This is a genomic window from Chryseobacterium sp. SN22 (assembly GCF_008329705.1).
Lineage (GTDB): Bacteria > Bacteroidota > Bacteroidia > Flavobacteriales > Weeksellaceae > Chryseobacterium.
Genome location: NZ_VTSX01000031.1, coordinates 12,230 through 37,159 on the forward strand (window position 1 = coordinate 12,230; position 24,930 = coordinate 37,159).

The following is a 24,930-nucleotide window of genomic DNA, read 5'->3' on the forward strand; positions in this document are numbered from 1 at the left end:
TTTTGCCATCTGCCAGCAGCCTTCATAAAATACTTAGCTGATACAGTACATGAATTAATTATATATCTGGAAATTTAGGAATGTCCGGGCAGGATGATGTATGATGAGCCTTTCCTGCTTACAAAATTGTATTTTGAATTTTACACAGAATTATATTTTGACCACCTGAGAATTTATTTTTCAGGTCAATCCTTCCGGTAATACCGGAGGGATTTTATACTTATGCAGGTCTAATCTCACAAAACGATTGAAATATATTTAACCCGGATTATTTTATTTCTACAGGTGAATGATAGCCGGATGCAGAGGCAAAGCAGAAAATGATTCTTTAAAATGAATATGAGGCTGTTATTAAAACTAAAAATATGAAGCTATCCGAAGAACAATACATCATCATTCAGACTACAGCTGTCAATTATTTTAAAAATATTGGCGGGATACGTGATATTAAGATTTATAATTCAGCAGAATTTTTAGACATCGTTGTTTATCCTGAGTCGTCCTTAATTTTAAATTCAAATGATATTGAGAAGTTTTCCGAAACGTTGAAAGAAATTATTTTTCAATTAAAAGATAATTCTGAACTGATGATTGTTGAGTTTGATGTGATAAACAGATGTATTTCATTTTCAGTCAGCTTTTAAAATCTCAAAAAACAATCAAATTTCGGAAACTCGGTGAGCTTTTATAAGTGAAAAGTGTATGCTGAGCCTGTCGAGCCAGCTTTGTGAAACTTAAATGCCCCCGGGTATAAAAAAAATCTCTGTGGTCTTCGTTTTGAAAAATAAGTAAAGCCACCATTATGGGGACTACTGCAGAAATTTACCATTCACCACTGACTTCCCGGAATATTCCTACCTTTGCCCCCTCATGAAGTATTTTTTCATCATTTCCACCCTGGTTACCTTCCTTACTTTCGGCCTCGACAAACGCAGGGCCGAAAAGCATCAGCGCAGGATCCCGGAATCGGTGCTCCTTTTTCTCACGTTCATGGGCGGAACCGCCGGCGCCTTACTCGGAATGATCTCCTATCGGCATAAAACCTCCAAAACCTCCTTTCTCATTAAAATCGGGCTGGTTGTCCTCCTGCAGGGCCTGATCATCTACGCATTGCTTTATCACTTTTAAAACCCGGTAGCCATTGCCGGGCCCTGTATTTATTGATTTTATCATTACGCAGATGGGCAGGTGGCGCAGATTTTTGCTCATTCCTCAACGCCTAATCAACCGCAGCTATCACTTGCTGAACCTAAACTGAAAGATTACAGACGCAGTTCAGCCTTCGCAACCGAAGACAGCCGCGGTCATCATTAAATTTTACCCTCTGCGGGCCCGGCGCTGCACCCTGGTCTCAGCCTGATACCTAAAGCAACTGTATTGAAATTACCTCCCACATTTTTAACAAAGATTTAGCATTTGTATTTTTCCCACGGCACCATTTTTTCTTCTACCTGAACTGTAAACACCAAAAAATTTAATAATATGTCTAAAAAAATCGCCATTTTGGCAACCCACGGATTTGAAGAAAGCGAACTGAAATCACCGAAAGAACATCTGGAGCAGCAGGGATGGACAGCCCACATCGTAAGCCCAGAATCAGGCTCGATCAAAGCATGGGCGGAAAAAGACTGGGGACAGGAATATCCGGTGGATAAAACGTTGGATGAAGCGTCTGCTTCCGATTATGATGCCCTGGTACTGCCGGGCGGCGTGATCAATCCGGATCAGCTGAGAACCAATGAAAAGGCCCTGTCTTTCGTAAAGGATTTCTTTGAGCAGCACAAACCGGTAGCAGCCATCTGCCACGGCCCGCAGATCCTGATCAATGCAGGGGTTGTGGAAGGCAGAAACATGACTTCCGTAAAATCCATCAGCCAGGACCTGAAGAATGCAGGCGTACAGTGGGAAGACAGCGAAGTGGTCACCAACCACGGACTGGTAACCAGCAGGACTCCTGAAGATTTACCGGCCTTCAACAAAAAGATGGTAGAGGAGATCAATGAAGGAAAACATGAGGAACAGACGGTGTAATTCGTATACACAACCGATAAAGGGGCCCGGATCATTTGATCCGGGCTTTTTTTGCCTTATCCCGGAATGGATTGGTTTTTCAGGAGCTTTATCCTGCTATCCGCTATTACTCCTCGCACCGCCGCAATCCGGCCCCGCTGTGGGGTAGCCGCTTCTATCAGGGCTAAGGCAGCCGCCGTTCCGTTCCCCGGCAGGCATCGGGTGAAATTTGCGTCTTTTGACTGCGCCGGACCTTTCAGCAGTCTGTATTGAAAAATGGGGCTTCGGCTCCGCTCAGCCACCGGACGGTGCTTCCACTCAAGACGACATTAAAAAAATCTTTGATTTTTAATCTTATGTGTTCTGAAATATCTGCAGTCCATCAACCTAAAAATCTAATGTCTCTTATGTGTCAAAAGCTTTTAGCACTTTTATAGTTGACAAAATCCGGCAATATACGTTGTTAAAATTACAACTTTTCCTAACCTTCAGGGTTTTCAAAACCCGGAAGGTTTACATACGGCTTTTCCGCTTCCCGGACTAAAGATCTCATTATGAATTTGTTAAATTATTGGTCTTCATACACGGTATTTGATTTAAAATCACTATTTTTGCACCCGTAAAAATCATTCATGCAAAACATTAGAAATATTGCGATCATCGCACACGTTGACCACGGGAAGACGACTCTGGTTGATAAAATCATTCATGCTACGAACATTTTCAGAGAAAATCAGGAAAGTGGAGAACTGATAATGGATAACAATGATCTTGAAAGAGAGAGAGGGATTACCATTTTATCAAAAAATATTTCTGTTACGTATAAAGACACAAAAATCAACGTAATCGATACCCCCGGTCACGCCGACTTCGGTGGGGAAGTGGAAAGGGTATTGAAAATGGCAGACGGGGTAATCCTGTTGGTGGATGCCTTCGAAGGGCCGATGCCGCAGACCCGTTTCGTACTTCAGAAAGCGTTGGAATTAGGATTGAGACCCTTAGTGGTCATCAACAAAGTAGACAAGCCGAACTGCCGTCCGGACGAAGTTCACGATCAGGTATTCGATCTGTTCTTCAACCTTGAAGCGACCGAAGAGCAATTGGATTTCCCTACGTTCTACGGATCTTCAAAACAGGGATGGTTCAACACTTCCCTGGAGCAGACTGAAGACATCTTGCCGTTACTGGACGGGATCTTACAGTACGTTCCGGCTCCGCAGGTAACCGAAGGGAACCTTCAGATGCAGATTACTTCCCTGGATTTCTCTTCTTTCTTAGGAAGAATTGCGATCGGGAAAGTAACGAGAGGCGAACTGAAAGAATCACAGTGGATCGGTCTTGCGCAGGCAGACGGTAAAATCGTAAAAGGAAAAGTAAAGGAACTTTACGTTTTCGAAGGATTAGGAAAGAAAAAAGTAACCGAAGTACAGGCAGGGGATATCTGTGCCGTAGTAGGTTTCGACGCCTTCCAGATCGGGGACTCTTTCGTAGACCTTGAAAACCCTGAGCCGTTGGAAAGAACGGCCATCGACGAGCCTACGCTGAACATGACGTTCTCCATCAACAACTCGCCGTTCTTCGGGAAAGACGGTAAATATGTGACTTCCAATCACCTGAAAGAAAGGTTGACCAAAGAGTTGGAGAAAAACCTGGCATTAAGGGTTCAGCAGACTGATGATGCCAACACTTTCCTGGTATTCGGTAGAGGGATTCTTCACTTATCCGTTCTTATCGAAACAATGAGAAGAGAAGGGTACGAAATGACCATCGGTCAGCCGCAGGTAATCCTGAGAGAAGATGAAAACGGGCAAAAACTGGAGCCTTATGAATCTTTGGTAGTAGACGTTCCTGAAGAATATGCTTCAAGAGTAATCGATTTGGCTACCCAGAGAAAAGGGGACCTTCACATTATGGAGACCAAAGGGGAAATGCAGCATATGGAATTCGAGATCCCTTCAAGAGGTCTGATCGGATTGCGTTCCCAGATGCTTACAGCTACTGCAGGTGAAGCCATCATGGCGCACCGTTTCACGGAATACAAGCCTTTCAAAGGAGCAATTCCGGGAAGAAACAACGGGGTACTGATCAGCAAGACGCAGGGACCGGCTACGGAATATTCGATTGCCAAACTTCAGGACCGAGGAAAATTCTTCGTGGATCCGGGTGAGGAGATCTATGCAGGGATGATCATCGGGGAGCAGAACAAACCGGGTGACCTTGTGGTAAACATCGTAGAAGCCAAGCAGCTGAACAACATGAGAGCCTCCGGAAAAGACAAAGATACCGGCGTAGCACCGAAAATCTTATTCTCTCTGGAAGAATGCATGGAATACATCCAGGGTGATGAAGCCATCGAGGTAACCCCGAACTTCATCCGTATGAGAAAGAAAATCCTTTCCGAAGAAGAAAGAAAAAGAGTGGAAAGAGGAGCGAAAGCTTAATTTCAACATTCATCTGGGCACTGGCCGTTTCGTCAGTGCTACAGAATACCATACAGCCTTCCGTTTCTGCGGAAGGCTTTTTTGTTTCCCGCAGATCACACGGGTTTCCCGGCTTCGGCCCCGCTCAGCCGCCGGGTACGGTCCGGGGGTCACAGGACCAGGCAGTCATGCAGCCCCTGAAAGGGCGAAATTTCATCTCATATAAATAAAAACGCTCTGATTTTTTATCCTTTCTAATGTACATGGACGTCAACTCCGCTCAGCTACCGGACAGACATTATCTGAATGACAAGACATAAAATCTCTGATTTTCAAAAACTTTTGTGCGCCTTCTTCAGTATGATTCATTCAGCTTCTTTATCCAGCATCAATATCTTTTGTTTCTTTTGGGACGGATATCCGGTAATTTGAGATTAAAAGATACAGAGTCCCAAACTTATCGCCAGATATAATTGATTCTAAGCCGCTGGAAGTCTCTGATTTTTAATCTCCTGTGCTCTGAAATAAGCGGGCTTCTAGACCTCAGCCGCCAAAAATAAATCTTATGTGACTTATGTGTTAAAAACCCTTCCGTCATCATATCAATAGCGGCCGGGCCAATCCCACGGCCAAGTTTTTGTATTTCCGTTACCATGAACACCATCCAGCGAATATTCTTTCTATCCATCACCATCCTTGCAGCAACCGCCTGTAAAGAGCTGAAATTCCCCGATAAAATCTTCGAGGCTTCCGAACGGGCACGCTATGAACGCAGCTATTCCGGGGCCGATAGCCTGATGGTGCAGTGGAAAAACAGCTTTTCTTCAGCTGTGACCAACCGCCTTATGATAGGAGAGAGCAATGCCATTACCTTCTTTGCCAACCAGCCTAAACAGGATGCAGCCGGGTATTCGCTCGAACTGAAAAAAGGTGATCTGCTGGTGGTTGAAGCGTCAGGGATTATACCGCAGACAAAAATATTTGTTGATGTTCTGGAGCCCGGTGCAGATGCCGGGAAAGCCAAAAGCGAAATCCTGGAAAACGGAAGATTCACCCGGTTTACGGAAACCGGCGGTCTGCATAAAGTCGTCATCCAGCCTGAAATCGGCTGCCGGAATACGTTTGAACTGAAAATATACACCCAGTCGTCCATTTCATTTCCCGTAGCAGGAAAAGGCAACCGCGATGTCCAGAGCTTCTGGGGAGCCAGCCGTGACGGCGGCGGAAGAAGCCATGAAGGGGTAGACATCTTCGCTTCCCGCGGAACTCCCGTGGTTGCGGTGGCGGATGGATTCATTACCCGTACCGGAAACCAGGGGCTCGGCGGGAAGCAGGTCTGGCTCCGCGACGGCATCCTGGGAAATTCCTACTATTACGCGCACCTCGACAGCATCCTGACGGAAGGCGGCAGACAGGTGAAAACAGGTGATACCCTGGGCAGGACAGGCAACACCGGCAATGCCGCCGGCGGTCCTACCCATCTGCATTTCGGCATCTATACGGCCGGCGGGGCGGTTGATCCGTATCCGTACATCAGGAAGCGTCCGGTGCAGGCTTCAGGATCCATAGGGCAACTGCCGGAAGAAAAGTGGATCAGGGCAGAAACCCGCCTCCGTTCAGGCCCGGGAACGAAATATGAGAGCCTTACTCTGATCAGCAATAAGGTTCCTGTTAAAATCCTGACTGCATTCGGTTCCTGGTACCATGTGAAAACGGCAGACGGGCAGGAAGGCTTCGTCCCGAAAGAAAGGCTCCGGAAATAAGAGATTTGCTTTAGCGGTGTCCGCATCATCCAGACAAGGGAAAGGAATCAGGTTCTTCACAGCGTGATACATGAGAATGGCAACAGGTTCAGGCGGCAATACCCTTTAATGTGTAAAACTTCATTAATCCGTATGATCTAAAATAAAAGATTAACCTTATTTTTGTGAAATGAACCTCCGAAATATTAAATATACCCTCATCTTATGTTCAGCCGTTACGCTGACTTCCTGTGCATCACAAAAAGCGGCGACACCCGTAAAAACGCCCGCTTCAAAACCAAAACCGGACCTTCCCCCGAAACCGGTTGCCGCCGTTCCGCCGGCGGATGAAACGTTCAGAACCGTGCTTCCCGAAATCAGAAGGGAATTCCGCGGTGCGTGGATTGCCAGTGTGGCCAACATCAACTGGCCTTCAAGAAACAACTTACCGGTAGACCGGCAGAAGGCGGAAGCGATTGCCATGCTGGATATGCTGAGAGACAATAATTTCAATGCGGTCATCTTCCAGGCCCGCCCGTCTGCTGATGCTTTGTACACCAGCAACCTGGAACCCTGGTCTTACTTTCTGACCGGGCAGACCGGCGCAGCACCTTATCCGAATTACGATCCGCTGCAGTTCTGGACCGAAGAGGCACACAAAAGGGGACTTGAGCTACACGTGTGGCTGAATCCGTACCGGGCCCACCATTCCAACGGAGGTTCCCCGAACAGCCTGTCGATGGTGAATAAGCTTTCTGATATTGTTATCCGGCTGAAAAACGGGATGTACTGGTTTGATCCCGCCGATCCGAAAACGCAGGGACACGTTTCCAATGTGGTTAAAGATATTGTCAAAAGATATGACATCGACGCCATTCATTTTGATGATTATTTTTATCCGTATGCTACCTATAATAAAGGCGCCGATTTTCCTGATAACAAAACCTGGAGTGCCTATGTAAGCAGCGGCGGAACCTTAAGCAGGGCAGACTGGAGAAGGGACAACGTGAATAAATTTGTAGAGCGGATTTATAAAGAGATCCATGCCGAGAAAAACTATGTGAAATTCGGGATCAGCCCGTTCGGGATCTGGAAGCCGGGGTATCCGGCAGGGATTACCGGTTCTTCGCAGTACGACGAGCTGTATGCCGATGCCAAATTATGGCTGAATAAAGGCTGGGTCGATTATTTTTCACCCCAGCTGTACTGGCCGATCGAATCCAAAGGTCAGCCTTTTGAAGCGCTGCTGCGCTGGTGGAAATCCGAGAATACCATGAACCGCCACCTCTGGCCGGGACTGAATACCGTAGAAATCCGGTCTTCTGACCGTCCGACAGAGATTAAAAACCAGATTGAAGTTTCAAGGCAGGTTTTGGGGAGTGATGCCGGGGAAGTTCACTGGAGCATTGCCGGGCTTACCAAAAATGCCAGTATGCTTCCGGTATTGAAAAACGGACCGTACCAGGAAAAAGCCCTGGTTCCGAAATCACCGTGGATCAAAACCGTACCTCTGCAGACGCCGAGCCTTTTTATTAACAACAACGGAAGTTCCGTACAGGTAAGCTGGAGTACAAAGAATATAAAAGACGTTTTCCAGTGGGTGCTGTTCACCCGGTACAACGGCGCCTGGGAAACCGAGATCCTGACCCTGGATCAGCTTTCAAAAGAAATTCCAAAGATGAAAGACGGGAAAATACTGAATGCCGTCGCCGTCAAAGCCGTTGACCGGCTGGGCAACGAAAGCGATTATACGGCAAAAATGCTGAAATAACGGATTGTAAAACAACCTTATTCCCGTAGTTAGTCTGCGGGAATTTTTTTGTGCCCATTTGCAGTGAATGGTGAATTTTGCTGCGCAAGTGAATGGTGAATCTAAACCGGGTATAAGCCGTGTGAAAATTTGACAGTGTCAAATCTTTGCGTCTTTCAGCGGCATGATCATCCCATTCTCTGGTGTCTTTGCGCAGTCCAACAAAATAGGAAACAATAGTTACATACCCTTAACCGCAATTCCCCTCCCTTGGAGGGGTGGCGAAAATTCTTCAGGAATTTTTGACGGGGTGGTTTTTTGGCTTCGGCTCCCCTCAGCCACCGGATTAGTTGCCGGCTGTTTACATCAGCATCGTTTTGAGTGGATTTTTATTCCTGTAGTTAGTCTGCGGGAATTTTTGCTCTGTTTGTGTTAAATGGTGACTTTTGCTGCGCAAGTGAATAGTAAATCTAAATCTGGTATAAGCCGTGTGAAAATTTGACAGCGTCAAATTCTTTGCGTCATTCAGCGGCATGATCATCCCATTCTCTGGTGTTCTTGTGTAATCCAACAAAATAGGAAACAATAATTACATACCCTTAACCACAATTCCCCTCCCTTGGAGGGGTGGCGAAAATTCTTCAGGAATTTTTGACGGGGTGGTTTTTGGCCTCGGCTCCGCTCAGCCACCGGATTAGTTACCGGCTGTTTACATCAGCATCATTACGGGTAAGATTTTGCAAAAATCATATCGGGTAGTTGTTGAGGCAAATGCAGTCACATCAGGAAATTCATCATTCCAGGCCGAACCGGATTCACCATTCCCCTAAAAAATGCTTAATTGTTGGGCTCAAGCAGAAACAAAGGACAGCCGTCCCAGCCCCGATTGCAGTGGAAATCCTTTTTTGAAAAAAAAGATTGCAGCGGAAAGCGGGAAAAAGCTCCTTAAAATTAAATGATGAACAGGCAAAAGGTCGATCCATATGCCTGAAATTGCCGGCAGAAGTTTAGAATAACTATAAATTGAGGTATAAAATGTAGTCTTTCAATAATTTACGGACCGCTTAAATGAAGTTTCATAAACAGGCAGCACTTCCCGGAACTATTTTTGCATCGGTACATCTATAATCACTTAAAAAATATGAATTATGAATACCAACAGACTTTCGGCTAAACTTGAACAGGCACTGAGTGACCAGATGAATACAGAAGATCTCCAGTCGAGAACGTATTTTTCATACGGGATCTGGGCTGCTGATAAAGGATATGCCGGAATCTCCAATTTTTTATTCCGTCATGCGCAGGAAGAAAGGGACCATGCGGTAAAATTCATGCAGTATGTGCTGAACAGAGGCGGAAAGCCGAAAATCACCGAGCTTGCTGCACCGGGAGAGGAACCGACCAGCCTGACGCATTGCTTCGACCTGGTTTTCCAGCATGAAGTAAACAATACCACAGCTATTTACAAGCTTGTGGACATGGCCTTTGAAGAAAAAGACTGGGCCTCATGGAATTTCCTTCAGTGGTTCGTGAAAGAACAAATTGAAGAGGAAACATTTGCCATGAACCTGATTGATAAGCTGAAGATTGCCGGAGGAGACCGGGCTTCCGACGAATCACTGTTCACCCTTGACAAAACCCTTGAAACACTACCGGATGACGCTGAGCAGGCACAGGATGCCACAGGCGCAAATCCCTAACATACAAAACACCCACTGAAAGAAAATTTATTAAGATCTGCCGAGTTCCGGCAGATTTTTTTATTATGAAACTCCCGTTAAATTCACTATCTTTGCCCGCTGAAAGTTCAGGGTTTTTACAACATCAAATCCTGGACGGTAAACATTAAACTTTGAATCTTACGTTATGAAATGTGGAATCGTAGGCTTACCGAATGTAGGTAAATCAACTCTTTTTAACTGCCTGAGCAACGCCAAAGCCCAGTCGGCCAACTATCCTTTCTGTACCATCGAACCGAATCTCGGAACGGTTTCCGTACCGGATCACCGGTTGTTTGAGCTGGAAAAAATAGTAAAGCCTGAAAGAGTTTTGCCGGCGGTAGTGGAAATCGTAGACATTGCAGGTCTTGTGAAAGGGGCCAGCAAAGGAGAAGGGCTGGGCAACCAGTTTCTGGCCAACATCCGCGAGTGTGAAGCGATCATCCACGTTTTAAGATGTTTCGATAACGGGAACATCGTTCACGTAGAAGGATCGGTAGATCCTTTGAGAGACAAGGAAATTATCGACATCGAACTTCAGCTGAAAGACCTGGAGACGGTAGGAAAAGCGGTTGAAAAAGCGAAGAAATTCATTAAGTCCGGGAAAAAAGATGACATCCTGGTGTATGAGACCCTTCAGAGTCTTGAAAAATTCCTGGAAGACGGTAAGAACGCAAGGGAATTTGCCACTGATGATGCAACGAAATCCATTATCAGCGATGTACAGTTATTGACGAACAAGCCGGTGCTGTATGTTTGCAATGTAGATGAAAACTCCATTAAAAACGGAAACGAATGGATCGGTAAGATTGAAGAAATGGCCAAGGGCGAAGGGGCTGAAGTGGTGGTTCTGGCTGCGCAGATTGAAGCGGACATCAACGAACTGGAAACTTTTGAAGAAAGAGAGATTTTCCTTGATGAACTTGGGCTTACCGAACCGGGCGTTAACCGACTGATCAGAAAAGCGTATGACCTTCTGAAACTTCAGACGTATTTCACGGCAGGCGTGAAGGAAGTGAGAGCCTGGACCATCGGGCAGGGGTGGACCGCCCCTCAGGCTGCCGGCGTTATCCATACCGATTTCGAGAAAGGTTTTATCCGTGCAGAAGTTATTAAATATGACGATTATGTAACCTACGGTTCCGAAGTAAAGATCAAGGAAGCCGGAAAGCTTTCGGTAGAAGGAAAAGAATATATTGTGAAAGACGGTGATATCATGCACTTCAGATTCAACGTATAAAAAATTATTAAAGTTAGTTATATAAAAAAACGCTTCGGAATTGATTTCCGGAGCGTTTTTGCCTGAAATGAAGTTTTGGTTTAAGGCTCTATTACATAGCGGCATTCAAATTCTGCACACTGTCTGCCGTAGGCCTTGCATTGTCCTGTATACGGATCGATGCACTGTTGCAATCCTCCGGTAATTGATCTGAGCTGTCTTTTATCCAGCTTTTTTCCTTTAGGTAGGTTTTGATTTTTCATAATAATGGATTTTGATTTTGGTGTAAATTAATAACTATTGTGGTCTGCACTGTCTTTGCGCACAGGCATTAGAAATCGTAACGCAGCCATAATCATTTAAGGGTGGACACCCATCTACCGTTGGGCAGCTTCCTCCCAAACAATCTAAAAGCCCGCCTGTAATAGAGCGCAGCTGTTTTTTATTCAGTTTTTTTCCGTTGATTAAATTTTGATTTTTCATACTGATAGATTTTTAAGTTGTAAAAATGAGATTGGAAAACTTCAGAAATTCAAAGATTATGACGGCCGGCATTCCTTTTGTGCGCAGACAGGGGAGATTCTCGTACACATCGACCCCGTTGGCTCGCATGGAGGATCGGTACACAGCACAGGCTGCATACAGTCGATCAGACCGCCGGCAATGGAACGCAGCTGTTTTTTGTTTAATTTCTTACCGTTGATTAAATTTTGATTTTTCATACTAATGGATTGTAGGGTTAATAAATTAAATCAGGATTATTCGTTAACAGGATAACAGGTCTTGCAGTCATCAGGCCTGCATTCCTTCTGTCCGCAGGCGTAGGAGATAATCGTACATCCGTATTCATTGGCAGGCGGACAGGATTCATCCAGACAGCTGCCTGCAAAACAATCTATGATGGCGCCTCCGGAGATAGAACGCAACTGGTTTTTGTTTAATTTTTTTCCGTTGATCAGGATTCGGTTTTTCATATTGAATATTGTTTTAAATTGATTGTCACTAATTTATAAAATATTCGGTTACTATATCACTTTGGTATGAAAAAAAATAATCATTTTTTATTTCAGGTTATCCATTGCAAAAATATTTATTTCTTACATTTGAATTTTACAAATCCTGACTATGGAAAAGACCGCGCATACCAGCTATACTTCGCTGGATGATTTTTATCGCGAAATGACTGCCAAGCTCGGAACGGATCTGGAATCTGTCTTTCCGAAAGGCCTGCATAAAGATATAGGGCATTTCAATGTTTTCGATATAGCCCAGACCATTGAAAAAATAAAAACAACTTCGGAAATGCCCTATAACCGGAGAAAATACTATAAGATCAGTCTCATCCGTGGTAAAAACCGGGCTGAATATGCCGATAAAGTAATTCAGATCAAAAAAAATGCTTTACTGTTTGCCACGCCCCGTGTACCTTATCACTGGATCCCGGAAGATCCCGGGCAGTCGGGGAGCTTCTGTGTTTTTACGGAAGATTTTTTTATCAAGGATAAATCCCACAATACCCTGGAAGACCTTCCGATTTTCCAGCCGGGGAATATTCCGCTGTTCGAAATAGAGGATGATCTTGCGGATGAAATTGAGCTTCTGTACGGCAAGATCAAAAACGAAATCAGTTCCGACTACATTTTTAAATATGATCTGATCCGCAATTACGTGCTGGAGCTGATCCACTACGGCCAGAAACTGCAGCCGGCTTCGAAGTTATCAACTTCTCAGGACGCTTCCATGCGGGTGGTTTCTTTGTTTATAGAACTCCTGGAACGGCAGTTCCCCATTGAATCTTCCGACCAGAGGCTGCAGCTGAAAACGGCAAAGGACTATGCCGACCGGCTGGCGGTTCATGTGAACTACCTGAACAAAAAACTGAAGGAGAGCACCGGGAAAACAACCACTGAAATTATTGCCGAAAGAATGATCCAGGAAGCAAAGATCCTGCTGAAGCAGACCCGATGGAATGTTTCGGAGATTGCTTATGCACTGGGATTTGAAGAGATTGCCCATTTCTCAAATTTCTTTAAAAAGAAAACCTCTATGGCACCGCTGGAATTCCGTTCCTGATTTGAATTTTGCAAATTTGTGTTTGAATCGGACAAATGCCGCATGCTCCAGATACCTGAACTTTGTAACATCAAAAAAATAATTTAATAATGGATACAAGAACAAAAATTGCATTGGTAACGGGTGGAAGCCGCGGCCTGGGTAAAAATTCAGCTTTAAAAATTGCCGGAAAAGGGCTTGATGTGATCATTACCTATAAAAGCAATAAAGAAGAAGCGGATAAGGTAGTCGCTGAAATTCAGGCATTGGGACGAAAGGCGATTGCCTATCAGCTGGATACCAAAAATGTAAGCAGCTTTGATGACATGGTAAAGACAGTAGGCGATCATCTTGAAGAAAACACAGGAAGCAGAAACATCGATTTCCTTGTCAATAACGCCGGAACCGCTTTATACGCTCCGATTCCCGATGTAACCGAAGAACAGCTGGACGATGTGGTGGACATCCATTTCAAAGGCGTATTCTTCCTGACCCAGAAATTTCTGCCTTTCATTAATGAAGGGGGCGGTATCATCAATATTTCTTCAGGGCTGTCCAGGTTTGCCCTTCCGGGATCGTCGGTATACGGATCGGTTAAAGCAGCTGTAGATATGCTTACGAAATATCAGGCGAAAGAACTGGGGACCAGAAAAATTAAATCCAATGTCGTGGCTCCCGGAGCTATTGAAACGGATTTCGGCGGCGGAAGGACAAGGGACGACGAACAGGTAAATGCGATGGTAGCCGGGGCAACCGCTCTGGGAAGAGCCGGGCTTCCGGACGACATCGGTGGTGTGGTAGCGTTTCTCTGTACGGAAGACGCCGGCTGGATCAACGGGCAGCGCATTGAAGCTTCCGGCGGAATGTTTTTATAAGCGGAGATGATTAAAAAGGTCCGGTGATTGAGGCTCTCGAAATCACCGGACCTTTTTTTATAATTTCGATAAATTTTCAATCGCCTCCTCCAGGGTTTCCTGTTTTTTGGCAAAGCATAAGCGGATCACATGATCATTCCGTTTATTTTGATAAAATGATGAAAACGGCACGCTGGCTACTTTGTGTGTAACCGTCAGTTCGGAGGCGAAATCGAAATCATTTTTATCAGAGATCTTATCGTATTGCAGTGCCTGAAAATAGGTTCCTTCGCAATCCAGCAGAGTAAACGGAGTATGGGCCAGCCCCTGCCTTAAAAAGTCTCTTTTTTCCTGAAAGAACTGGTTAAGATACAAATAATGTTCAGGGTTTTTCATGTATTCCGCCAGAGCGAGCTGCATCGGTGTATTAACGGAGAATACGTTGAACTGATGGACTTTCCGGAATTCATCCATCAGGTATTTCGGAGCAGCACAATATCCGGTTTTCCAGCCGGTGACATGGAAGAGTTTTCCGAAAGAGGCCACCATCAGGCTGCGTTTTTTAAGCTCGGGATACCGGCAGATGCTGAGATGCTGTTTCCCGTCAAACACAATATTTTCATACACTTCATCACTCAGGATAAGAATGGAGGTATTCTCAACAATTTTTATTAATTCCCGGATATCATGCTCCTTTAAGATTTTTCCTGCCGGATTGTTCGGGTTGTTGATGATAATCATCTTCGTTTTGTCGGAAACCAGATTTTTCACGGTAGTCCAGTCGATTTCATAATCGGGAGCCTTCATTTCAAACCGCCTGACGATTCCGCCGAAAAGTTCTACCGTCGGCTCATAACAGTCATAGGCGGGCTCGAAAACGATCACCTCATCATCTTTTTTTACGAAAGCGGCAATGGCTGTGAAAATGGCCTGGGTTCCGCCGGCGGTTACCGTAATTTCAGAATCGGGATGGTAAACGGCCTGATGGCTGTCTTCGATCTTTTTTGCGATTTCTTCCTTTAACCCTGTCATTCCGCCCATGGGCGCGTATTGGTTGAAGCCTTGTTTAATAAAGTTGCTTACGTAATCCAGCAGCTCAGGATCTGCCATAAAATCCGGGAAACCCTGCGACAGATTGATGGCGTCATTCTCAGTGGCAAGCTGCGTCATCGTGCTGAAAATGGTGGTTCCTACATTGGAGAGCTTTGATAAAGGAAGTTGTATCATGAACGGTTATTTTTATATTCCGAATGTAAGGAAAAATCACGTATTGACGGTAAATTGATCAGGAGAAATGTGAAGAGAATGATGTATCGGATTTAAATCCTTGAAAGAAGATTCAATTTGACTTGCGTAATACTTTGCATCATCAGGCTTTTAGGAACTGAACAGTAAACGGCACCAGATAAATAGAAAAGCTGCCCGAAGACAGCTTTTGGTGTAAGAAATCGTATTTTTGAAAGCATATCTGCTATTAATCCTGCATCAGCATTTTCCTGGTATCGGCATTCTTGCCGTCTACCGAAAGGGTATATACATACGATCCGCCACGGATTCCGTTCAGGGTAACGCTGCCGTTGCCTTTATCTTTAAGCGGAATATTCCTGATCAGCTGTCCTGAAACATTATAGATTCCGATAGACGCCGTATTCACTTCTTTTGGAAGATAATACTTAATTACGGTTTCGCCTTTTCCAGGATTCGGGGCATTCTGGTATAATTTAGGCTCGCCGGATGCGGTGCTCATATCAACGTTGGTCCTGCTTTGTTTCAGCAGTTCCTTCAATTCCCGGACTTCTTTCTTAAGATCATCGATCTGGGCCTGGTAATCTGCTGTCTGGTTTCCGGCCGGTCTGTCAATAAAACTGTTGGCCACCATCACATTCCCATCCGGATCAACCACCAGTGCCCTTCCGGATCCGGTCGGAAGATTTTCCATTCGTACTTTGCCGTTGGTATGAAGAATGGCTGTAGGAGCAGTGGTGCCGATTCCCACCCGCTGATCCTGGATCAGCATGGTCGGCGTTGAAGAAACGCCAAACATCAGCGAGGAAGAGATATTGTTGGTGAGTTTCGAGCCGTTTCCTGTTCCTGATCCGAATACGAAGGAACGGTTTCCTGTGGCGGCCAGGTCTACCCCAAAACCGCCCGAATATTCGGATCCCAGATCGACGCCTACGCCGATGGCAAACTGGTTGGACGCTGTAATTCTGTTTACCCATCCTAAAGCTACGGATTTACTGGCCTGTTTAAACACGCGGTTTCCCTGGCCGGCTACAATATTGGCACCTCCGGCATCTGCCAGATCGTTCTGCCAGCCGCTTACCATGGAACTGTTGGCATTGTTGCCCAGAACATTGCTAGATCCGGCGATGATGCTTCCTTTGGTTTTTGCAGCGTTGGAATTGTTTACGCTTTCCACGATAAATGATCCCACTTCATTCAGAAGAGCCTGGCCGGGATTATTGGTCGCGCCGTTGGTTCTCAGGTAAAAAGGGACTGCGTTTACGGTTCCTGCGTAATTTGAAGCGGTAATGCCGCCGTTTCCGAAAGTCTGCCATGCCTGGGCATTAATTTCTGCTGCCGAAAAAAGTAAAGCTGCCGCTACAAGTCCTTTTAAAGATAATACGTGTGTTTTCATGATACGTTTTGTTTTTGGTTGTTTGTTTCTCAAAACTATCAAAACATTACCGGCCAGACTATCACCACTGATCAAATGGCGGCAGAAAATGAGTAAATGTAAATATTTATCAAATAAGTGTGAATTGTCAGATCATTTTATGAAGGAATTCGTTTTTGCGCCGTATGGAAACATCCAGTACGGAATTATCGGCCATTACCACCTGCCCGCCTTTCCCTTTGATGTACTCCCGCAGGTGCTCCAGGTTGATCAGGTGCTTGTGGTGGATCCTGAAAAAATTATAGCCCGAAAGATTCTTTTCAAAATCATGAAGCGTTCTGGAAACCATTACTTTCGTTTTGTCCAGCAGGTAAATGAAGGTATAGTTGGAATCAGCTTCACAACGGATAATCTCATCAATATTTACCCTTTTGAAGCCCTGTAAAGTAGGCAGGTTGATTTTACTGTGGGGCAGGGAAGGCGAAGTGATTTTGCTGTGGCGGGAATTTTCGATGGCTTTATTAACGGCCAGTACAAAATTGAGATTCGTAACGGGTTTCAGGATGTAGCCCGTGATTCCCTTTTTTACCGCCTGGATGGCTGAATTTTCCGAATCCGTCATGTAAATAAGGAGGGAGGGTTTTTGCTGGAATTCAGATAAAATTTCAAAGGTAGTTTCGTCATTCAGAGGGATGTCGACAAAAATAAGGTCAGTGGAATTTTTGCTGAGGTAATCGGAGGCTGACCACAGGTTTTCCGTACAGAAATCGATCTTGAATTCGGGGAATTCTTTTTTCAAAAGCAGGGAGATGGATTCGCTGCCATCTTTGTCCCCAAGGATGCAGGCATGGAACGTATTTTTCATGGTTGAGTTGTGGTTTTTAGAGTTGGTTTTTAAGTTTTTTACATTTAATACATACTGTTAATTTTAGTTTTTAAACGGCTGAATTGCTAATAATGATCGCTTTTTATACAAATAATGTTAAAAATAAACGGTATTTGTTTTTCACTTTGCATTGAATAATGTAAATATAGAATTTCACAGAGAATAATGCAATATTTTTTAATAAATATTCGTAAAAAAGGAACCGAAATATTCGGATATTTTTGGGCAATTTCGTACTTTTGTATGTTCGCTGAAATTACATATGTCACAAGAAATAAATCTAATCTATTCCGAAGATAATATCAGAACCCTCGATTGGCAGGAACACATCCGTCTACGTCCCGGAATGTACATCGGGAAGCTCGGAGACGGTTCTTCTGCTGACGACGGTATTTATATTTTGCTGAAAGAAATCCTGGATAACTCGATTGATGAGTTCAGGATGAAATCCGGTAAAAGAATTGAAATAAAATTAGACGACGGCAAAGTTACGATCCGTGATTTTGGCCGTGGAATCCCGTTGGGAAAAGTGGTGGATGCCGTATCCAAAATGAACACCGGAGGGAAGTACGACAGCAAGGCATTTAAAAAGTCCGTCGGGCTGAACGGGGTCGGTACCAAGGCGGTCAATGCCCTTTCCGATTATTTCCGGGTACGCTCATTCCGTGACGGGAGGATGAAAGCCGCTGAATTCTCGCGGGGTCTGATTAAAGAAGATTTTGAAGAGAAAGATTCTTCGGACCGCAACGGGACCGAGATTTCCTTTATCCCGGATGCCGACATTTTCCTGCATTTCAAATTCAGGAAAGAGTACATCGAAAGAATGCTCCGAAACTACGCCTACCTGAATCCGGGACTGAAAATTCTTTTTAACGGTGAAATCTTTTATTCCGAAAACGGGCTTAAAGATCTGCTGGACGAAGAACTGGAAAATGAAACCCTGTATCCGATCGTTCACCTGAAAGACAATGATATCGAGGTGGCGATTACGCATACCGATAAATCCCAGACGGAAACCTATTTTTCATTCGTCAACGGTCAGAATACGACACAGGGGGGAACCCACCTGAACGCCTTCCGGGAAGCATACGTAAAAACCATCCGTGAGTTTTTTAATAAAAATTTTGATGCTTCGGATGTCAGGAAATCAATTGTAGCGGCTGTTTCCATCAACGTGGAAGAACCTGTTTTCGAATCCCAGACCAAAACCAAACTGGGGTCCAGCGACATCGGCCCGAACGGCCCGACGGTACGTACCTTCATCATCGACTTCCTGAAAAGCAAGCTCGATAATTTCCTGCATAAGAATCCGGAGGTTGCCGAGGCGATCCAGCGGAAAATATTAATCTCCGAAAGGGAAAGAAAGGAACTTTCCGGAATCCAGAAGCTGGCCCGGGAAAGGGCGAAAAAGGTATCGCTTCACAACAAAAAGCTCCGCGACTGCCGGCAGCATTACAACGATCAGAAAAACGAGAGAAAGGGGGAAACCCAGATCTTCATTACCGAGGGGGATTCCGCGTCAGGATCGATTACCAAATCCCGCGACGTAGAAACCCAGGCTGTATTTTCGCTGAAAGGAAAGCCGCTGAACTGCTACGGACTCACGAAAAAAGTAGTGTACGAAAACGAAGAATTCAACCTCCTTCAGGCTGCTTTGAATATCGAAGAAAGCCTGGAAGATCTGCGTTACAACCAGGTGATTATTGCAACCGATGCCGATGTCGACGGGATGCACATCCGTCTGCTGATGATTACTTTCTTCCTGCAGTTCTTCCCGGACCTCATCAAAAACGGGCATCTTTACATTCTTCAGACGCCATTGTTCAGGGTAAGGAACAAAAAGGAAACCAGGTACTGCTATTCCGAACAGGAGCGGATCAAGGCGCTGAATGATCTGGGTAAAAATCCCGAGATCACCCGATTCAAAGGGTTAGGGGAAATTTCTCCGGATGAATTCAAGCATTTCATCGGAAAAGATATCCGCCTGGAGCCCGTTGTGGCAGGAAAAGATCAGACCATTGAGCAGCTTCTCGAATTTTATATGGGAAAAAATACCCCCGACCGGCAGACTTTCATTCTTGAAAATCTGGTGGTGGAAGATCCCGATATCGATAAGAAAGAAATACTGACGGAAGCCGTTGATGAAAACTAATACAGTAAAAACCATAAACCAAAAAGCAATTAAATTAATATAATGAGACTGAGCAACCGTAACAAAACTTCGGTGTACAGCTTTATAAACAGCCTTCTGATCATGTTTCTGCTCGGAGGCGTCGGAGCTTATATTCTGGAAGAGTACAAATTCAACATTTTAGGAAAAGAAAGCCTGCTGCTGATTATTATTCCGGTATTTTTAATCGTGCTGTTCTATATCAGCGGAAGGCAGGTTTTTGAATATGACAGCGATGGAGAAGCGCTTCATTTCAGGAACAGAAACATTATCCCTTTCCTGCAAAGGCCGTTAAGTGATGAATTTCCGAAATATAAGCTGCTGAAATTTGAGATCATCAATCTTTTCATCATGAAAAGGCTTTATATTACCATCTCAAGCAAAAATAACGGCTCTACCATTCTGAAATATGAAATTTCATATCTTACGAAAAAAGAAGTTAATGATTTAAGATTCTCCTTACATAAAGTGGTGAAAACCAATAACGAGAAAAAGAGTTAATAAATTAAATGATAACAGAAGAATACTCGAATGAAGGTGACAGCTTAAAAAAGGTTTCCGGGCTTTACAGAGACTGGTTCCTGGATTATGCTTCTTATGTAATTTTAGACCGGGCGATCCCGTCGATTTATGACGGATTCAAGCCGGTTCAGCGCAGAATTATGCACTCCATGCGGGAGCTGGAAGACGGGCGTTATAATAAAGTCGCCAACATTGTAGGAAATACCATGAAGTATCATCCGCATGGTGATGCTTCCATTACCGATGCCATGGTAGGAATCGGCCAGAAGGAACTTCTGATCGATACCCAGGGAAACTGGGGAAATATCTACACGGGAGACTCCGCCGCTGCGGCGAGGTACATCGAAGCCCGGCTGACGCCGTTTGCGCTGGAAGTGGTCTTCAACCCGAAAACAACGGAATGGTCTAAATCCTATGACGGCAGAAACAACGAGCCGATCGACCTGCCCGTAAAATTCCCGCTGCTTCTGGCGCAGGGTGTTGAAGGAATCGGGGTAGGACTTTCCACGAAAATCCTTCCGCATAATTTCAATGAACTGATCACCGCTTCCGTAGCCTATCTTAAAGGGAAGAAGTTTGAGCTGTATCCGGACTTTTTAACGGCCGGTTTTCTTGATGTTTCCGAATATAATGACGGGCACAGGGGCGGGAAAGTAAGGGCGAGGGCCAAGATTTCCCCGCTGGACAAGCATACCCTGATCATTACGGAACTTCCATATTCCAAAACAACCAGTGACCTGATCGATTCGATTTTAAAGGCAAATGAAAAGGGCAAGATCAAGATCAAAAAAATTGAGGATAACACTTCCGATAAAGTTGAGATCCTGATTCATCTTCACAACGATGTCTCGCCGGACAAAACCATTGATGCCCTGTATGCCTTCACCGACTGCCAGGTAACGATTTCACCGAACGCCTGTGTGATTGTGGGTGATAAGCCGATGTTTATGAACGTATCCGAAATTCTGAAAATGAACACGGATCATACGGTTTCCCTCCTGAAAAAAGAGCTGGAAATCGAGCTACATGAGCTGCAGGAAAGCTGGCATTTTTCTTCTCTGGAGAGAATTTTTATCGAAAACAGGATCTATCATGATATCGAAGAGGTAAAAACCTGGGAGAACGTACTAAAAGCAATAGCCAAAGGCCTGAAGCCGCATACCGGACATCTTCTGAGAGCGGTAACGGAAGAAGATATCTTAAGGTTAACGGAAATCAGGATTAAAAGGATTTCCAGATTCGACCTGAATAAGTTCAAGGAAAATATTGCGGCACTGGAGGGGAAAATCGAACAGGTGAAGCATCATCTGGCCAACCTTGTGCAGTACGCCATCGATTATTACCTGAACATCCAGAAAAAATACGGAAAAGACCGGCAGCGTAAAACCGAACTCCGGATTTTCGATACCATCGATGCGACGAAAGTAGCAGTCGCCAACGAAAAGTTCTATGCGAATTTTGAAGAAGGCTTTATCGGAACTTCGCTAAAAAAAGACCAGTACCTGTTTGACTGTTCGGATATCGATGATATTATCACCTTCCGGAAAGACGGCAGCATGAAGGTGGTAAAAGTGGAAGCCAAAACGTTTATCGGAAAAGATATCGTTCATGTGGCCATCTGGAAGAAAAACGATAAGAGAACGGTGTACAATATGATCTACCGGGAAGGCCGGGAAGGCCCTTATTACATGAAGCGTTTTTCGGTAACGGGCGTGACCCGGAATACCGATTATCCGCTGGCTTCGGATAAAAAAGGTTCTGAAATGCTTTATTTTTCGGCAAACCCGAACGGGGAAGCAGAGACGGTTACTGTCCTGTTAAAACCCAATCCGAGGATCAGAAAAAATAAGATGGACCTGGATTTCTCCGAGCTTGCCATCAAAGGCCGTGATTCCAAAGGGAACCTGGTCACCAAATATTCGGTGAAGAAAGTAGACCTTAAGGAAGAGGGGGTTTCAACGCTGGCACCGAGAAAGATCTGGTTTGACGATACGGTGCGGAGGCTGAATGCAGACGGAAGAGGGACCCTGCTGGGAAATTTTAAAGGAGACGATAAGATTCTGACTATTAACACCAACGGCGAAGCAAAGCTGGTATCCTTCGATCTGGGCAACCGGTTCGACGATCAGTATCTGGTTCTTGAAAAATGGAGGCCGAATCAGCCGGTAACCTGTATTTATTATGACGGCGAAAAAGACATTTATTTTATCAAAAGGTTCCTGTTCGAGAATTCACCGAATGTTCAGACCTTTATGCCGTCCGAACACCCGAAATCGTTTATTGAAAACATTATTGTAGCAAACGGTGCGACAGCGGAAATTATCTTCGCCAAAGACAAAGGGAAAGAGAGAGAATCTGAAACGGTAACCATCGATGAATTTATAACCGTTAAAGGAATTAAAGCGATCGGCAACCAGTTTACAAAGTTTAAGGTAAAAACCATCAACATCACCATTCCGGAACCGTCTGAAGAGGAACCTGAAATCTATGAAGAGCCGGAACCTGCTGCCGGATTTGATGAGGACGGAGCGATCGGGAATTTATTCCATGGCGAAGAGAGCAATGAATAGGCGCCTCAGATAATACATCATAAGATAAAGAAAAGACCAGCTGTTGATTCAGTTGGTCTTTTTTATGTTAAATTTATTCTTTAGGTCAGATTACCGGCATTTCGGACATACTCCGCTGATCACGAGATTGTAGCTGCTGATGCTGAAATTTTCAGGGAGACTGATGACGGGAACAGCATTTTCAATACAGATCACCGTATGGCATTTCTCACAGTTGAAATGAATATGATCATGGGTATGTTCCTCGGTATGGCATGCGTGGCTGCATTTCGCAAAATTAACGACACCGTCAACATTGGTTATCTTATGAATGTTTCCTTCTTTTTCAAGCCTTTCGAGGACGCGGTAGATCGTTACCCGGTTGCAAAGGTCACCGATCTGTTTCTGGATATCCGCGTGCGACAGGGCAACTTCTGAATTGTTGATGAGATTTAAGATCTCTGTTTTGGCCTGGGTATTCCTGATCTGCTTCATATCATTGGGTAAAAAACAGCAATGTTAACCGTTATTTACAATTACAAATTTACGTATAATTTTATATTTCAGGTCATCTTAAAGTGCATATGCTTCATCAGATCAGCTTGCTGATGCTATTTTAGCTTCCTTAGATCAGACATCAGGAGAAATAAAAACTTTGCGTATAAAAATTGATTTGCAATCTTGTGCTTAAAGTTAGCTGACTATCAGGCAGTAAATAGGCATCCTGAAAATAATGAATACACCGCCTGCGATAAAGATATATTAATTTTATTTATTAATGCAACTTTGTTTCAATAGTTGTTTTTTGTAGCTTTGTCGCCTAAATTTTTATATATGAAAACAGTTTTATTATCCGGTCTTTTTGCGGCATGTCTATTTAATGCCCAATCCACACAAAATCCATGCACTTCAGGTTTAGGCGGTGATGTAGATCCCTCCTTTATTGAGATCAGGATAAATTCGACATCTTTGAACCATCAGACTTTTACTTCCCAAAATGTTTTTTACCATGAGTATCCCGCCTCCGGAAATACGACGGCGACACTGGTGGCGGGACAGTCTTATTCATTCTACACTTCAACATCCTCGGAAGCCGTCGTCGGGATCTGGCTCGATACCAATCAGAACAATGTTTTTGAACCTCAAGAATACGAGCAGCTGGTCAATTCTATGAATACACAAAATACAGCCTCCTTTACCGTACCGGCATCCGCTGCCAATGGAAATACAAGGATGAGAATACGGTCCAGGGCTTACGGAAGCTCCATCAATTCAAACAATGCCTGCACTGCATTCGGCTCCGGGGAAACAAGGGATTACACCGTCAACATTACCGGTACCCAGCTCGGGACAAAGGAGATCCATCCAGCCAGCAGCCTGACTGTTTATCCTAATCCAGCAGCAGACCTTCTGCATATTGAAGGAAAAGAATTTATTCTTTCTGCTGAAATCTACAATCTGGAGGGAAGGAAAATCGGAAATCAGATCATCAACAGCAACCATGCATTGGTCGATCTTTCAGAATATGTACCCGGCGAATACCTGATCAGAACTTTTACCCGTTCGGAGATCAGGACATTTAAGATTTCCAGAAAATAAAGATTTGCCCGTATAAAACGTTGGAAATTTTGTATTTTTATACCCATGGGAAATGGGAAATCTTTTCAGCAGTTTCCCGTTTTCTTAGAGTAGCATAAAACTTGCTTGAAATCCTGAAAATTATACGATCTTAAAATGAATATTCTGATTTTAATTATAGCCATTACGGCGATTATAAGCTTTGTTGCACCGAACGGAAGCAACAATTTCGAAAAATACAAGTTCAGCGTAGGAGCAATTCTCAACCGGAAAGAGTACGTAAGATTGATTTCTTCAGGCTTCCTGCACGCCGATATTATGCATCTTGTGTTTAATATGCTTACGCTGTATTTCTTCGGGCCGGTTGTTATCCAGGGATTTGGAAGTCTCGGATTTTTAATTATCTATTTCGGGTCGATCCTTTTAGGGAATATGTTTTCGTTATTTGTTTATCAAAGGCAGCCATGGTATTCTGCCATCGGAGCAAGTGGTGGTGTGTCCGGGATTTTGTTTGCATCCATCGCATTGATCCCTCATCTTGAAATCTACATGTTTTTCATTCCGATAGGAATTCCCGGCTATATTTTTGGCCTTGTGTATTTCAGTTATTCTGTTTATATGATGCTGAACCCCAATCAGCATGATAACATAGGTCATGCAGCCCATTTGGGAGGTGCCTTTTTCGGATTACTGTATGCTGTTGCCAATCAGCCGCAATCTGCAATGGCCAATGCTTTGTACATCGGGATCATGGCTTTACCGCTGATTTATCTTGCGTACGAAATCTTTGTACGGAAAAGAATAGGATAAAAAAGATATAACCCATATAAAAGTCAGCAA

General features: G+C 44.3%; 23 protein-coding genes. 15 read left to right on the forward strand and 8 right to left on the reverse strand.

All coding sequences use genetic code 11. The features are described 5' to 3' along the window. Nucleotides 1-365: 365 nt before the first annotated feature. The 3 genes from FY557_RS17940 (at nucleotide 366) to FY557_RS17950 (ending at nucleotide 2,031) form a co-directional block, all read left to right on the forward strand. On the forward strand, nucleotides 366-644 hold the full coding sequence (locus FY557_RS17940) for a hypothetical protein (protein ID WP_149248621.1): 279 nt from the start codon (nucleotides 366-368) through the stop codon (nucleotides 642-644). A 226-nt stretch (nucleotides 645-870) separates the two neighbouring features. Next, nucleotides 871-1,128, forward strand: a complete 258-nt coding sequence (locus tag FY557_RS17945) for a DUF1294 domain-containing protein (protein WP_149248622.1) — start codon at nucleotides 871-873, stop codon at nucleotides 1,126-1,128. A gap of 354 nt (nucleotides 1,129-1,482) precedes the next feature. Continuing rightward, nucleotides 1,483-2,031: a type 1 glutamine amidotransferase domain-containing protein gene (locus FY557_RS17950; protein ID WP_149248623.1), complete on the forward strand. Its 549-nt coding sequence runs from the start codon at nucleotides 1,483-1,485 to the stop codon at nucleotides 2,029-2,031. Nucleotides 2,032-2,087: 56 nt separating this feature from the next. Here FY557_RS17950 and FY557_RS17955 read toward each other — a convergent pair whose 3' ends face one another. Further along, nucleotides 2,088-2,312: a hypothetical protein gene (locus tag FY557_RS17955; protein ID WP_149248624.1), complete on the reverse strand. Its 225-nt coding sequence runs from the start codon at nucleotides 2,310-2,312 to the stop codon at nucleotides 2,088-2,090. A 330-nt stretch (nucleotides 2,313-2,642) separates the two neighbouring features. Between FY557_RS17955 and typA the strand changes: the two genes are divergently transcribed. The 5 genes from typA (at nucleotide 2,643) to ychF (ending at nucleotide 10,880) form a co-directional block, all read left to right on the forward strand. Next, nucleotides 2,643-4,451 carry a translational GTPase TypA gene (gene typA / locus FY557_RS17960; RefSeq protein WP_149248625.1) on the forward strand — a complete coding sequence of 603 codons (1,809 nt, stop codon included), beginning with the start codon at nucleotides 2,643-2,645 and terminating at the stop codon, nucleotides 4,449-4,451. 632 nt (nucleotides 4,452-5,083) lie between these two features. Further along, on the forward strand, nucleotides 5,084-6,193 hold the full coding sequence (locus tag FY557_RS17965) for a M23 family metallopeptidase (protein WP_149248626.1): 1,110 nt from the start codon (nucleotides 5,084-5,086) through the stop codon (nucleotides 6,191-6,193). 169 nt (nucleotides 6,194-6,362) lie between these two features. Continuing rightward, entirely contained in the window at nucleotides 6,363-7,943 is a 1,581-nt protein-coding gene (locus FY557_RS17970; protein ID WP_149248627.1) for a glycoside hydrolase family 10 protein, read from the forward strand. Between the two features lie 1,127 nt (nucleotides 7,944-9,070). After that, nucleotides 9,071-9,622: a ferritin gene (locus tag FY557_RS17975; RefSeq protein ID WP_149248628.1), complete on the forward strand. Its 552-nt coding sequence runs from the start codon at nucleotides 9,071-9,073 to the stop codon at nucleotides 9,620-9,622. A gap of 166 nt (nucleotides 9,623-9,788) precedes the next feature. Continuing rightward, nucleotides 9,789-10,880 (forward strand): redox-regulated ATPase YchF, encoded by a 1,092-nt coding sequence (ychF, locus tag FY557_RS17980; protein ID WP_149248629.1) that lies wholly within the window; start codon nucleotides 9,789-9,791, stop codon nucleotides 10,878-10,880. Between the two features lie 80 nt (nucleotides 10,881-10,960). On the opposite strand, the gene FY557_RS20195 is transcribed toward ychF, so the two are convergent. The 3 genes from FY557_RS20195 to FY557_RS17995 form a co-directional block, all read right to left on the reverse strand. Beyond that, on the reverse strand, nucleotides 10,961-11,122 hold the full coding sequence (locus FY557_RS20195) for a hypothetical protein (protein ID WP_185151766.1): 162 nt from the start codon (nucleotides 11,120-11,122) through the stop codon (nucleotides 10,961-10,963). 276 nt (nucleotides 11,123-11,398) lie between these two features. Beyond that, the gene (locus FY557_RS17990) at nucleotides 11,399-11,581 is read right to left on the reverse strand and encodes a hypothetical protein (RefSeq protein ID WP_149248630.1); all 183 of its coding nucleotides are present in this window, start codon (nucleotides 11,579-11,581) and stop codon (nucleotides 11,399-11,401) included. A gap of 36 nt (nucleotides 11,582-11,617) precedes the next feature. Then, a complete protein-coding gene (locus FY557_RS17995) occupies nucleotides 11,618-11,833 on the reverse strand; it encodes a hypothetical protein (protein ID WP_149248631.1) in 216 nt (71 codons plus the stop codon). Between the two features lie 151 nt (nucleotides 11,834-11,984). Here FY557_RS17995 and FY557_RS18000 point away from each other — a divergent pair, with 151 nt between their 5' ends. Further along, complete coding sequence (locus FY557_RS18000; RefSeq protein WP_149248632.1) at nucleotides 11,985-12,932, forward strand: helix-turn-helix domain-containing protein; 948 nt, start codon at nucleotides 11,985-11,987, stop codon at nucleotides 12,930-12,932. Nucleotides 12,933-13,021: 89 nt separating this feature from the next. Beyond that, nucleotides 13,022-13,786: an SDR family NAD(P)-dependent oxidoreductase gene (locus tag FY557_RS18005; RefSeq protein WP_149248633.1), complete on the forward strand. Its 765-nt coding sequence runs from the start codon at nucleotides 13,022-13,024 to the stop codon at nucleotides 13,784-13,786. A 57-nt stretch (nucleotides 13,787-13,843) separates the two neighbouring features. Here FY557_RS18005 and FY557_RS18010 read toward each other — a convergent pair whose 3' ends face one another. From FY557_RS18010 to FY557_RS18020, 3 genes are all read right to left on the reverse strand, one after another. Next, complete coding sequence (locus tag FY557_RS18010; protein WP_149248634.1) at nucleotides 13,844-14,992, reverse strand: methionine aminotransferase; 1,149 nt, start codon at nucleotides 14,990-14,992, stop codon at nucleotides 13,844-13,846. Nucleotides 14,993-15,239: 247 nt separating this feature from the next. Then, entirely contained in the window at nucleotides 15,240-16,406 is a 1,167-nt protein-coding gene (locus FY557_RS18015; protein WP_149248635.1) for a T9SS type A sorting domain-containing protein, read from the reverse strand. Nucleotides 16,407-16,533: 127 nt separating this feature from the next. After that, nucleotides 16,534-17,250: a LytR/AlgR family response regulator transcription factor gene (locus tag FY557_RS18020; protein WP_149248636.1), complete on the reverse strand. Its 717-nt coding sequence runs from the start codon at nucleotides 17,248-17,250 to the stop codon at nucleotides 16,534-16,536. A 283-nt stretch (nucleotides 17,251-17,533) separates the two neighbouring features. Here FY557_RS18020 and FY557_RS18025 point away from each other — a divergent pair, with 283 nt between their 5' ends. Genes FY557_RS18025 through FY557_RS18035 form a run of 3 tightly spaced genes read left to right on the forward strand, consistent with a single transcriptional unit; the run spans nucleotide 17,534 to nucleotide 22,533 of the window. Then, the gene (locus tag FY557_RS18025; protein ID WP_149248637.1) at nucleotides 17,534-19,423 is read left to right on the forward strand and encodes a DNA topoisomerase IV subunit B; all 1,890 of its coding nucleotides are present in this window, start codon (nucleotides 17,534-17,536) and stop codon (nucleotides 19,421-19,423) included. 42 nt (nucleotides 19,424-19,465) lie between these two features. Then, complete coding sequence (locus FY557_RS18030; RefSeq protein ID WP_149248638.1) at nucleotides 19,466-19,942, forward strand: hypothetical protein; 477 nt, start codon at nucleotides 19,466-19,468, stop codon at nucleotides 19,940-19,942. Between the two features lie 8 nt (nucleotides 19,943-19,950). After that, a complete protein-coding gene (locus tag FY557_RS18035) occupies nucleotides 19,951-22,533 on the forward strand; it encodes a DNA gyrase/topoisomerase IV subunit A (protein ID WP_149248639.1) in 2,583 nt (860 codons plus the stop codon). 90 nt (nucleotides 22,534-22,623) lie between these two features. Here FY557_RS18035 and FY557_RS18040 read toward each other — a convergent pair whose 3' ends face one another. Further along, nucleotides 22,624-23,007, reverse strand: coding sequence for a Fur family transcriptional regulator (locus FY557_RS18040; RefSeq protein ID WP_149248640.1), 384 nt, complete (start codon nucleotides 23,005-23,007; stop codon nucleotides 22,624-22,626). A gap of 339 nt (nucleotides 23,008-23,346) precedes the next feature. On the opposite strand from FY557_RS18040, the gene FY557_RS18045 reads away from it, so the two are divergent. Beyond that, the gene (locus FY557_RS18045) at nucleotides 23,347-24,111 is read left to right on the forward strand and encodes a GEVED domain-containing protein (RefSeq protein WP_149248641.1); all 765 of its coding nucleotides are present in this window, start codon (nucleotides 23,347-23,349) and stop codon (nucleotides 24,109-24,111) included. A 135-nt stretch (nucleotides 24,112-24,246) separates the two neighbouring features. Further along, the gene (locus FY557_RS18050; protein WP_149248642.1) at nucleotides 24,247-24,900 is read left to right on the forward strand and encodes a rhomboid family intramembrane serine protease; all 654 of its coding nucleotides are present in this window, start codon (nucleotides 24,247-24,249) and stop codon (nucleotides 24,898-24,900) included. The last annotated feature ends 30 nt before the right edge of the window (nucleotides 24,901-24,930 follow it).

What these genes read in the sequence shown, in the direction of transcription:
- FY557_RS17940 (WP_149248621.1), top strand. Translation starts at nt 366, where the DNA reads ATGAAGCTATCCGAAGAACAATACATCATCATTCAGACTACAGCTGTC.
- FY557_RS17945 (WP_149248622.1), top strand. Translation starts at nt 871, where the DNA reads ATGAAGTATTTTTTCATCATTTCCACCCTGGTTACCTTCCTTACTTTC.
- FY557_RS17950 (WP_149248623.1), top strand. Translation starts at nt 1,483, where the DNA reads ATGTCTAAAAAAATCGCCATTTTGGCAACCCACGGATTTGAAGAAAGC.
- typA (WP_149248625.1), top strand. Translation starts at nt 2,643, where the DNA reads ATGCAAAACATTAGAAATATTGCGATCATCGCACACGTTGACCACGGG.
- FY557_RS17965 (WP_149248626.1), top strand. Translation starts at nt 5,084, where the DNA reads ATGAACACCATCCAGCGAATATTCTTTCTATCCATCACCATCCTTGCA.
- FY557_RS17970 (WP_149248627.1), top strand. Translation starts at nt 6,363, where the DNA reads ATGAACCTCCGAAATATTAAATATACCCTCATCTTATGTTCAGCCGTT.
- FY557_RS17975 (WP_149248628.1), top strand. Translation starts at nt 9,071, where the DNA reads ATGAATACCAACAGACTTTCGGCTAAACTTGAACAGGCACTGAGTGAC.
- ychF (WP_149248629.1), top strand. Translation starts at nt 9,789, where the DNA reads ATGAAATGTGGAATCGTAGGCTTACCGAATGTAGGTAAATCAACTCTT.
- FY557_RS20195 (WP_185151766.1), bottom strand. Translation starts at nt 11,122, where the DNA reads ATGAAAAATCAAAACCTACCTAAAGGAAAAAAGCTGGATAAAAGACAG.
- FY557_RS17990 (WP_149248630.1), bottom strand. Translation starts at nt 11,581, where the DNA reads ATGAAAAATCAAAATTTAATCAACGGTAAGAAATTAAACAAAAAACAG.
- FY557_RS17995 (WP_149248631.1), bottom strand. Translation starts at nt 11,833, where the DNA reads ATGAAAAACCGAATCCTGATCAACGGAAAAAAATTAAACAAAAACCAG.
- FY557_RS18000 (WP_149248632.1), top strand. Translation starts at nt 11,985, where the DNA reads ATGGAAAAGACCGCGCATACCAGCTATACTTCGCTGGATGATTTTTAT.
- FY557_RS18005 (WP_149248633.1), top strand. Translation starts at nt 13,022, where the DNA reads ATGGATACAAGAACAAAAATTGCATTGGTAACGGGTGGAAGCCGCGGC.
- FY557_RS18010 (WP_149248634.1), bottom strand. Translation starts at nt 14,992, where the DNA reads ATGATACAACTTCCTTTATCAAAGCTCTCCAATGTAGGAACCACCATT.
- FY557_RS18015 (WP_149248635.1), bottom strand. Translation starts at nt 16,406, where the DNA reads ATGAAAACACACGTATTATCTTTAAAAGGACTTGTAGCGGCAGCTTTA.
- FY557_RS18020 (WP_149248636.1), bottom strand. Translation starts at nt 17,250, where the DNA reads ATGAAAAATACGTTCCATGCCTGCATCCTTGGGGACAAAGATGGCAGC.
- FY557_RS18025 (WP_149248637.1), top strand. Translation starts at nt 17,534, where the DNA reads ATGTCACAAGAAATAAATCTAATCTATTCCGAAGATAATATCAGAACC.
- FY557_RS18030 (WP_149248638.1), top strand. Translation starts at nt 19,466, where the DNA reads ATGAGACTGAGCAACCGTAACAAAACTTCGGTGTACAGCTTTATAAAC.
- FY557_RS18035 (WP_149248639.1), top strand. Translation starts at nt 19,951, where the DNA reads ATGATAACAGAAGAATACTCGAATGAAGGTGACAGCTTAAAAAAGGTT.
- FY557_RS18040 (WP_149248640.1), bottom strand. Translation starts at nt 23,007, where the DNA reads ATGAAGCAGATCAGGAATACCCAGGCCAAAACAGAGATCTTAAATCTC.
- FY557_RS18045 (WP_149248641.1), top strand. Translation starts at nt 23,347, where the DNA reads ATGAAAACAGTTTTATTATCCGGTCTTTTTGCGGCATGTCTATTTAAT.
- FY557_RS18050 (WP_149248642.1), top strand. Translation starts at nt 24,247, where the DNA reads ATGAATATTCTGATTTTAATTATAGCCATTACGGCGATTATAAGCTTT.